The sequence below is a fragment of the Haloplanus sp. CK5-1 genome (genome assembly GCF_037201915.1).
Classification (GTDB): Archaea; Halobacteriota; Halobacteria; order Halobacteriales; family Haloferacaceae; genus Haloplanus; species Haloplanus salilacus.
The window spans coordinates 511,017-520,006 of sequence record NZ_CP147505.1 but is presented as its reverse complement, the minus strand read 5'-3'; the positions used below and the strand labels follow the sequence as shown (position 1 = coordinate 520,006).

At 70.1% G+C, this 8,990-nt stretch carries 12 protein-coding genes and 1 tRNA gene; 2 read left to right on the top strand and 11 right to left on the bottom strand.

The window, feature by feature from the left end:
- Positions 1 to 7: 7 nt before the first annotated feature.
- The 6 genes from NBT81_RS02690 to NBT81_RS02665 are packed head-to-tail and all read right to left on the bottom strand — an operon-like array spanning position 8 to position 4,365.
- Positions 8 to 559, bottom strand: a complete 552-nt coding sequence (locus tag NBT81_RS02690) for an NUDIX hydrolase (protein ID WP_338740863.1) — start codon at positions 557 to 559, stop codon at positions 8 to 10.
- Positions 552 to 932 carry a hypothetical protein gene (locus tag NBT81_RS02685; RefSeq protein WP_338740862.1) on the bottom strand — a complete coding sequence of 127 codons (381 nt, stop codon included), beginning with the start codon at positions 930 to 932 and terminating at the stop codon, positions 552 to 554. Before NBT81_RS02685 ends, NBT81_RS02690 begins: the two co-directional genes overlap by 8 nt.
- Before the next feature lie 40 nt (positions 933 to 972).
- The gene (locus tag NBT81_RS02680) at positions 973 to 1,386 is read right to left on the bottom strand and encodes a DUF5809 family protein (RefSeq protein WP_425498764.1); all 414 of its coding nucleotides are present in this window, start codon (positions 1,384 to 1,386) and stop codon (positions 973 to 975) included.
- A gap of 30 nt (positions 1,387 to 1,416) precedes the next feature.
- A complete protein-coding gene (locus NBT81_RS02675; RefSeq protein WP_338740858.1) occupies positions 1,417 to 1,809 on the bottom strand; it encodes a DUF5810 domain-containing protein in 393 nt (130 codons plus the stop codon).
- A 45-nt stretch (positions 1,810 to 1,854) separates the two neighbouring features.
- On the bottom strand, positions 1,855 to 2,337 hold the full coding sequence (gene rimI, locus NBT81_RS02670) for a ribosomal protein S18-alanine N-acetyltransferase (RefSeq protein ID WP_338740856.1): 483 nt from the start codon (positions 2,335 to 2,337) through the stop codon (positions 1,855 to 1,857).
- Between the two features lie 51 nt (positions 2,338 to 2,388).
- A complete protein-coding gene (locus NBT81_RS02665; protein WP_338740854.1) occupies positions 2,389 to 4,365 on the bottom strand; it encodes an aconitate hydratase in 1,977 nt (658 codons plus the stop codon).
- A 167-nt stretch (positions 4,366 to 4,532) separates the two neighbouring features.
- On the opposite strand from NBT81_RS02665, the gene NBT81_RS02660 reads away from it, so the two are divergent.
- Positions 4,533 to 4,997, top strand: coding sequence for a deoxyuridine 5'-triphosphate nucleotidohydrolase (locus tag NBT81_RS02660; protein WP_338740852.1), 465 nt, complete (start codon positions 4,533 to 4,535; stop codon positions 4,995 to 4,997).
- On the opposite strand, the gene NBT81_RS02655 is transcribed toward NBT81_RS02660, so the two are convergent.
- From NBT81_RS02655 to NBT81_RS02635, 5 genes are all read right to left on the bottom strand, one after another.
- Complete coding sequence (locus tag NBT81_RS02655) at positions 4,994 to 5,794, bottom strand: hypothetical protein (RefSeq protein WP_338740851.1); 801 nt, start codon at positions 5,792 to 5,794, stop codon at positions 4,994 to 4,996. The two genes, NBT81_RS02660 and NBT81_RS02655, sit on opposite strands and share 4 nt — an antisense overlap.
- Before the next feature lie 158 nt (positions 5,795 to 5,952).
- A tRNA-Lys gene (locus tag NBT81_RS02650) sits at positions 5,953 to 6,026 on the bottom strand.
- 55 nt (positions 6,027 to 6,081) lie between these two features.
- Positions 6,082 to 6,753 (bottom strand): DUF7119 family protein, encoded by a 672-nt coding sequence (locus NBT81_RS02645; RefSeq protein ID WP_338740850.1) that lies wholly within the window; start codon positions 6,751 to 6,753, stop codon positions 6,082 to 6,084.
- A 69-nt stretch (positions 6,754 to 6,822) separates the two neighbouring features.
- Positions 6,823 to 7,647 carry a hypothetical protein gene (locus tag NBT81_RS02640; RefSeq protein ID WP_338740849.1) on the bottom strand — a complete coding sequence of 275 codons (825 nt, stop codon included), beginning with the start codon at positions 7,645 to 7,647 and terminating at the stop codon, positions 6,823 to 6,825.
- 45 nt (positions 7,648 to 7,692) lie between these two features.
- Complete coding sequence (locus NBT81_RS02635; protein WP_338740848.1) at positions 7,693 to 8,139, bottom strand: pyridoxamine 5'-phosphate oxidase family protein; 447 nt, start codon at positions 8,137 to 8,139, stop codon at positions 7,693 to 7,695.
- Positions 8,140 to 8,286: 147 nt separating this feature from the next.
- Here NBT81_RS02635 and NBT81_RS02630 point away from each other — a divergent pair, with 147 nt between their 5' ends.
- Positions 8,287 to 8,985 carry a lipoate--protein ligase family protein gene (locus NBT81_RS02630; protein ID WP_338740847.1) on the top strand — a complete coding sequence of 233 codons (699 nt, stop codon included), beginning with the start codon at positions 8,287 to 8,289 and terminating at the stop codon, positions 8,983 to 8,985.
- Positions 8,986 to 8,990: the final 5 nt, after the last annotated feature.

The window sequence follows — 8,990 nt, the reverse complement described above, 5'->3', positions numbered from 1 at the left end:
CGAACCCCTACAACAGCCCGTCTTCGCGTGCCAACAGGATACCCTCGACGGTGGCGTCGTTCGTGGGGGCCCGGCGCGCGACGGCGACGGCCTCCGCGACGGGGACGGTCCGCACCGAGAGGAACTCGTTGCCGTCGAGGTTTCGGTCCGTGGGGACCAGTCCGTCCGCGAAGACGATGCCACGGCGGTGGCGCAACAGGCCGGTGGTCGTCCAGAACTCCTGGAGCAACGCCGTCGAGTCGGGGTCGAAGCCCGTCTCCTCGCGGAGTTCGCGCGCCCCCGCGGTCGTGAACGACTCGCCGTCCTCGACGATGCCGGCCGGGAGTTCGAGTTGCGTCTCGCGGATCACCGGCCGGTACTGCTCGACGAGGACGAGTTCGTCGTCGGTCCGGGCCACGACCACGACGGCGGGCGACAGTTCCGCCCAGTAGTAGCGCTTGGTCGACCCGTCGGGCTGTTCGACGAGGTCGTAGCCGCCGGTGTACCACCCGGTCTCGTACTCGACGACCGACTCGACCACCGACCACTCCGCGGCGTCGGCCGACGGGAGGTCAGTCACCCCGCACCACCTCGATCAGATACCGATCGTCGCCGTCGACGACGACGATCCCCCCGTCGCGACGGGCGTCCGGGTTCCGGGTGAACAGCGCGTCCTCCTCGTCGAACGGCGAGTGGGTGAACGACTCCTTCAGCCCGAACGGGCCCTGCCGATACGGGTCGGAGCGGCCGCGCTCGATGGCGGTCGTGAGGTAGGGGTAGCGACGCTCCGAGAGACCGGTGACGTTCACCGCCGGACCCTCGCTCTCGGTCGGCGTCGCGGTCAGGTAGTACGCGTCGCCACTCCCCGAGAAGGAGGGGAGGGCTCCGAGGGCGAGGAGGCAGACACAGACGACGACGAACCCGAGTACCGCACGGCGCGTGATCGGTCGCACGGGACCGTTTGGGCCGCCCGGAGTAAACCCGTTTCGCCCGTCACAACCGGTCGCGGTAGACGCGCCCGAACGCCTGCCTGCGAAGGGTCGCGACCGCCGCCTCGCGCTCCGCTTGGAACGTGGCGGCGACGGCGGTGTCGGCGGCGGGAGCGACGTGCCAGACGACGCGGTCCACGTCCGGACTGCCGAGGGTCGTCACGTCGGCGTCCGCCTCCTCTCGCCACGACTCGAAGGCGTCGCGGTCGGCGACCCGAACGACGAGTAGGGAGGCGAAGATGGCGTCACGGGCCGTCTCGACCACGTCGCCCGTCACCCGGTCGCGGTACTCCTCGCGGTCGAAGTCCATCGCCGTCGCCGTCTCGCGGACGGCCGTCTTGGCCGCCGGTCCCACCGACTCGTAGGCCTCGCGGGCCGCCTCGAGCGTCTCGGGTTCGAACACACCCTCCCGTTCCACGTCCATACGTCCCCTCCCGCCGGCGGCGGCTTACGCCTTTCCGTCGTCGTCGCCGTCGTCGTCCAACATCTCCCGGGTCATCTCGCGGGCCTCCGCGAGGACGCGGCGATCGTCGTCGTCGAGACCCTCCACGTCGACGGTGGGCGCGGCGGTGCCGGCGTCGCCGACGGGGGCCTCCGCGTCGTGACCGTGGTCGTGTCGGGGGACCGTGTCCTCGAACACCTCCTCGTAGGTCGTCTCCTCGGCGTGGTCGGCGACGACCGGGGCCAACTCCGCGACGCCCGCGTCCGCCCACTCGGGAACGTGGTCGTCCAACCACGTCTCGTGGGCGTCGCCGTGGAGCATGGCGGTGAAGGCGAGGTGGTTCGCGAGATGTTCGGCGTCCCGCTGGGGAGTCTCACACACCGGGCAGGCGTATCCCATGGGGCGTGGTACGCGTCCCCGCCTGAAACGTCCGGCGACCGACGTTCACCCGTCCTGCCAGTCGGGGACGTGCAGCATCATCACGAGAGCGTCCTCGCCGTCGCGGTAGTAGCCGGAGAGTCGGCGCGTCGCTCGGAAGCCCACGTCCCGGTACAGCGTCTGGGCGGCCTCGTTGCCCGCCCGCACTTCGAGTTTTACCAGGTCCGAACCCTGGACCGCGAGTGCGGTGAGCGACCGGTTCAGGAGGGTTCGGCCGATGCCTCGCCGCCGGTCGGACGGAGCCACCGCGAGGTCCTTCACGTGCCCCAGATCACGCCCGAAATCGGGCGTCACGTCGCCGACGACGTAACCCACGACGTCGCCGTCGCGGTCCGCGACCAGGAATCCGGGTTCGTCGACGAACCGGTCGAACGCCGCGTAGGGCCACGGCTGGGCGAACGACGCCCGTTCGATACGGACGACGCCGCCGAGATCCCCCGTCTCGGCGTCGCGGATGGTCACGTCCGCCGGTTGCGTGTGAACGGCCACAGGCCGGCTACGGCGGTGGGGAGCAAAAGCCCTCTGGCGATCCGAGGACGGTCAGTCGTCGGCGGGTGTCGCGCCGCCCGCGTCCTCGTCGTACTGCTGTTTCGTGAGAGTGAGTTTGCCGCCGGCGGCGAGAATCTCGCGCTCGCGTTCGGAGGCGTCGAACTCGGCGGTCGCCTCCCAGTCGTCGTTGACGCGGACGGTAAACTCTTCTTGGCCGCTCTCGACGGCCGCGGCGACGTCGTCGACGACCTCGACGTGGTCGCCCTGTTCGATCCGGTCGTAAGTCTCCTCGTCGATGGTCAGGGGCAACAGTCCGAAGTTGTAGAGGTTCGCCTTGTGGATGCGGGCGAACGACTGCGCGAGGACGGCCTCGACGCCGAGGTACATCGGACACATCGCGGCGTGTTCACGGGAGGAGCCCTGCCCGTAGTTCTCGCCGGCGACGAGGACGCTACTGCCGGCGGCTTTCGCGCGCTCGGCGAACGTGTCGTCGACCCGCGAGAGGGTGAAATCGGAGAGCCGGTCGATGTTCGACCGGAACTTGAGGATCTCCGACGTGGCCGGGATGATGTGGTCGGTCGTGATGTTGTCGCCCATCTTCAGGAGCGTCTCGCCGTCGATGTCGGCCCCGAGGGGATCCTTCAGCGGCACGTCACCGATGTTCGGTCCCTTGATGAGTTCGTCGTCGACGGCCTCCTCGGGTTCGATGATGTCGGCCTTGGAGCCGTCGTACTGGTCGGGGAGTTCGACGCCCGGCGGTTCCATGTCGCCGAGTTCCTCCGCCAGGTCGCGCGGGTCGACGATTTCGCCGGCCAGCGCCGCCGCCGCGGCCACCTGTGGCGAGCAGAGGTAGACGGAGTCGTCCTCGATGCCCGACCGGCCCTCGAAGTTGCGGTTGAACGTCCGCATCGACACGGAGTCCGAGGCGGGGACGTGCCCGATGCCGATACAGGGGCCACAGGTCGACTCGGAGACGTTGACGCCGGCGGCCATCATCTCGGCGGTCCAGCCCTCGCGGGCCAGGAGTTCGCCGGCCTGCTTCGAGCCCGGGGCGACGATCATCTCGAGGTCCTTCTTGATCTCGCGGCCCTCCACCATCTTCGCCGCGGGGAGGATGTCCGCGTAGCCGCCGTTGGTACAGGAGCCGACGATGACCTGTTCGACGTCCTCGCCCGCGACTTCACGGACGGGAACGATGTTGTCCGGCATCGACGGTGTGGCGACCAGCGGTTCGAGGTCGGAGAGGTCGACGACGATCTCGTCGGCGTACTCGGCGTCCTCGTCGGGCGAGAGGTCGACGTACTCGTCGCCGCGGCCCTGCCGTTCGAGGTACTCCTTCGTCCGCTCGTCGGTGGGGAAGATGGAGGTGGTCGCGCCGAGTTCCGTCCCCATGTTCGTGATCGTGGTCCGCTCGGGCACGGAGAGGCTCTCGACCCCCGGCCCCGTGTACTCGAACACCTTGTCGACGCCGCCCTTGACCGACAGCCGACGGAGGAGTTCGAGGATCACGTCCTTCGCGCTCGCCCACTCGGGGAGTTCCCCTTCGAGGCGGACGTTGACGACGTGGGGCATCTCGACGAAGTAGGGCCCCCCGCCCATGGCGACGGCGACGTCGAGGCCGCCAGCGCCGATGGCGAGTTCGCCCAGTCCGCCCGGCGTCGGCGTGTGAGAGTCGGACCCGAGCATCGTCTTCCCGGGCGCGGCGAAGTTCTCCTTGTGGACGTTGTGGCAGATGCCGTTGCCAGGCCGGGAGAAGTACGCGCCGTAGGTGCCCGCGGCGGAGCGGAGGAAGCGGTGGTCGTCGGTGTTCTTGAAGTCGAACTGATACGTCTGGTGGTCGCAGTACTGCGCGGCGAGTTCGGTCTGGACCTCGTCGAGGTCGAGCGCCTCGAACTGGAGCCACACCATCGTGCCGGTCGTGTCCTGCGTGAGCACCTGGTCGATCTCGATCCCGATCTCCTCGCCGGGTTCGAGTTCTCCCTCGACCAGATGGTCGTCTAGAATCTTCTCCGTGAGCGTCTGTTCCATAACGTCCGGCTATCCCTCGCCGACGGATATAAATCCCGCGCCTTTCGCGCCGCCAAACCCCGCTCAGCGGCCCGTATCGTAGAGTATGCGCCATCTACGACCGATTCCGGGCGGTCGACCACTGCCGCGATCGGCACGGTTTTGTCGGCCCTCGCCGTCCGGCCGGTATGTTCCGTGCCGGCTCGTTCGTGGCCGATCACGTCTCCCCGGTCGAGACCGAACAGGTGCAGCCGAACGGCGTCGATCTGACCGTCGACGCGATCTTCGAGACGCGTGGTGGCCGCATCTCCCGCGACGGCAAGCGGATCGGCGACCGCGACCTCGTCGACCCCGACCCCGACGCCGGAGCGTACGCCCTTCCCGTCGGCGGCTACGTCCTCCGCTACGGCGAGACGATCCGAATCCCCGAGGGTCACGTCGGCTTCGTCTACCCCCGGTCGTCGCTGCTGCGCAACGCCTGCATGCTCCACACTGCCGTCTGGGACGCCGGATACGAGGGACGGGGCGAAGGCCTGCTGGTCGTCCACCGGGACGTCGAGATCGAACCCGGCGCACGGATCGCCCAACTCGTGTTCGCCGAGGCCAACCACGACGGCACGTACGACGGCAGCTACCAGGGCGAGAACACTTAGGGCCGGACGACGACCGCCACCCGGTCGGTTCCCCACGCGACGACGACCCGGGTCTCCTCGCCGGCGGGGGCCCTGATCCCCGGCCGCTCGCGGTGGGTGACCGTCTCGCCCGCCGGCACCTCGACCCCGACGATAGCGTTGCCGTCCTGGACCTGCGATCCGCTCACGTTCGCGTAGAAGGTTCCATCGCGGTCGCCCGCGTTCCGGACGACCAGGGTCACCTCCGGGTCGGTCTCGTCGGACACCGAGGCCTCCTCGACCTCGAACCGTGCGGCGGTCCCCAGCGAGCCGACCACCTCCTCGGGCAGCGCCCACACCGCCGACTTCGGCAGGCCCCGCACCCACGCCACGCCCGCCGAGTCGACGGCGTCGACCGCGACGGGGACGCCGACCGGCCGCCCCCGCTCCGCGGGGTGGACGTCCGATCGGAGCGACGCGGACCCGCCCTCGGCGGGCGTCCCGTCGGTCAGCGCCCGGAACCGACTCGACGACCCCGGATCGGCGTCGTCCGCGCTCTCGACGTCGACGACGACGAACTGGCGACCGGCAGTCATCCCCACCGGACTGGTGTGCTGGTCGATCACGACGGCCGTCCGGAGCCGCGGGTTGCGGACGGTCACCGTCGGTCCCGACCGCGGGTCGTGGGATTCGCCGAGCGACCGCTCGACGGTCGGGTAGCGCTCGGTGTCGTCGGTGCCGGTCCCACCCCCCGCACACCCGGCGAGACCGACGAGTCCCGTCCCCAGGGCGGACAACACGGCACGGCGGGTTCGTGGCGACGTGGAGGGCTGTCGCATGGCTGGGGAGTCCTGACGGTCGAGGCATATGTCTTGTGACGGCTTCGAGGTGGGAAGGGACTGGATCGGGGGTGGGAGGAGTAGCCGCTTCTGCGCGACACGACTCTTCGCGTCGCTCACTCCGTTCGCTCCGCTCGTCGCGTAGTGTCGCGCAGAAGCGGGCCGGGAGGGAGTTGAACCCCCGACCGTCTGGTTAAAAGCCAGACGCTCTGCCTAACTGAGCTACCGGCCCTCGCCATCCCGTATCCGTGGCGGACCTATAAGCGTTTTCAGCGACGGCCGGTCGATCAGAGACCCAGATACGCCTCGAGCGCCTCCGCCACCAGGTCGTCGGGGTCGCGGTTCTCGATGGACGCCCGCCGCCGGAGTTCGATGTACTGGGCTGGAGGGAGGGTGAGCGACATGTGCCCGAGGGTGAGGCCGCGGTCCGCGAGCGCCGCCTCGACGGACGCGCCGTTGCCCACCTCGCTCGCGAGACTGCGGATCTCGCGGACGGTGAGGTCGTGTTCGAGCGTCGCCCACGCCAGCGCGTAGCGGTCGTCGCCCGAGACGCGCGCGATGTGTTTCGCGGCAGTGGGAGCGACGGTGCCGCGGGCGACGTGTCGGCGGATGGCCTGTGGCAGGTCGTGGACCCGCGCCCACTTGCGGATGAAGGCGACCGACACGTCGCCGCCGGCGCGTTCCGCGGCCGCCTTGTAGGAGCCGACGCCCCGCACCAGCGCCGCACACGCCGCCGCCCCCCGGAGCATGTAGACGTGGTCCTCGGAGCCGACGGTGTTCTCCGCGAACGAGCGCACCACGTCGGCGGCGAGTTGGACGCTCTCGGGGTCGTCGGGGTCGAACCCGACGGCCTCCTCCGCACGCTCGCCGGTCACCGTCGGATCGGCGCGGACGACCGGTTCGCCAACCGGCGACTCCCGGTCGACCGGCCGGTCGAACGTGTCGGACTCGTCGCTCATCCTACTCGCCGTTTGGCGGGGATAGTGAAAAGTTTCCCGTGCGCGTGTGTCCGGATCGACCAGCCCGGTTCACGACCACCGGATCGACAGTTCGATGCGGTCGCCGACCGCGAAGTCGTGGTCCGGACAGACGACCTTCGCGCCGAACGTCGCGTCGCGGGCGACGAACAGCGACAGCCCCGTCACCGGCCGGCCGTTCGCACGGGGCGTGACGGCGTCCCACGTCACGTCGCGACCCTCCGCGACGCCGACGCGCGTGCCCGCGACCGACACCGGCTGGCGCTCGCCGTCGGTCGTCGGCAGTACGCCGCCGCCGTCGTAGTGGGGACAGCCGCCGTCGAGGACGACTCCGGACGCGCCGGCCAGCCCCGCCCACGACCCCGGATTCGGGTGGCTCGGCTCGTCGAGGACGACGTACGTCTCGCCGACCTCGCGGACGACGCCCGATCCGTCCCACGGGATCGGGCGGGGGTCGACCGCTACTTCGACCGGCAGCGACCCGGCCGCCCGGTAGGGGTTCGCGTCCGGCGTCCGGAAGCCGAGGTGGACGTGCCCATCGACCCACGGAGCGAAGAACCCCGACCGGACCAGCGCTCCGAGGTCGTCGCCGACCGCGACTCGGTCGCCGGCCTCCACCGCGGGGTCGACGTGGAGTATCCGAGCGACGCGCTCGCCAGTGTCGATCAGGATCAGGTGGTCGTGATCGGCGGCGTACGATCTGGACGGCGCGCGGACCGTTCGGGTGTCGACCACCTCGCCGGCGACGGGCGACGGCCCCCGCTCCCCGGTGGGGTAGAGGTCGATCGCTCGGCCGTGGTCGTGGGCCGTGTACGGGGAGTTGTAACGGGAGAACCGCTCGAAGGGGGCGAGCGTCGACGCCGGCACGGTGACCATACGGGTCGTTCGGGCGGGCGGAGTGATAGGTCTCGCGACTCGGAATTAAAACGTCTCCGTCGATCCGTCGATCGATCCGAACGCCCGCCCCGACCGTTCGGTCGGCGTCAGTCTGTAGGGGTCGAACTGCAGGTCCTGGGCCGGCGAGTCGGGACTGACGTTGAACTGGGGGACCGCCGCGTTCGACGCGATGGCGTCGGCCGCTTCCGGAGCATCCACCTCGGAGAGCGGAGCGATGTCGCCACGGACGACGACACTCCACGCGGGCCGTTCGCTGAAGACGGTGAGCGTCGCGAGGTCGGTCGTCTCGGCGAACGCCATCTTTTGGCTCCCCTCCTCGTAAGCGAACTGGAAGTAGAGGTTTTCTCCGTCGTACCCGAACGACTCGGGGATCGCGTACGTCTCCGCGCCGTCGGTCAACGACAGCACGCCGACCCCCGACTCGTGGAGGGCGGCGTCGATTTCGGCACGAGTCATCGCGTTGGCGGTCATCGTTTGATCGCGTTCGGTGACGCGTATATATGTTGCATTACTACGCGATGCGAATTCCCGGAGTATTTATGCCCGACGGCCGGCGGCGTCTCTCGTCCCCGCCCCTCGCGCGAGCCAATTATGTGTCTCCCGGCGCTCCGATATCGTATGCGCGTCGTCAGGGGTCGAGCCGGAACGGTCGCGGCAGACCGCCAGCGAACCGGCGCGATGCTCGCACGGACGGCCGAGACGGGCGACCCGGCGGTCCGCGTGTGGACGCCCCCGCGACACGTCGCATTCGGGCGGCGCGAGGCCGCCACCTCGGGGTACGACCGGGCCGTCTCGGTCGCCCGCGACCGCGGGTTTCCGACCGTCCAGCGCCGGGTCGGAGGGCGGGCCGTCGCCCACACGGGGTCGACGGTCGCGTTCGCCCGCGCCGTTCCGGTCGACGACGCCCGAACCGGGCTGACTGCCCGCTACGAGGCGACGACCGCCCGCCTCCGTCGTGCGCTCGCGGCAGTCGGCGTCGACACGACGGTCGGCGAGCCCGCCGGCTCGTTCTGTCCCGGCTCCCACTCGCTGCAGTGTGACGGGAAGGTCGCGGGCGTGGCCCAACGGGTCCGGGGTGACGCCGCCCTGGTCGCCGGATGTGTCGTCGTCGACGACCGCGAGGCGTTCGCCGGCGTCCTGGCTCCGGTGTACGCCGCCCTGGGACAGCCCTTCGATCCCGAGAGCGTCGGGAGCGTTGCGGCCGTGGGTGGGCCGGCCGAGACGGGCGCTGTCGGGACCGCCATCGAGGGGATGCTGGTCGGTGACGCCGACCCGACGGTCGTCGTGGTCGAAACCGAGGCCGAGACCGAAGCGTGAGCGGG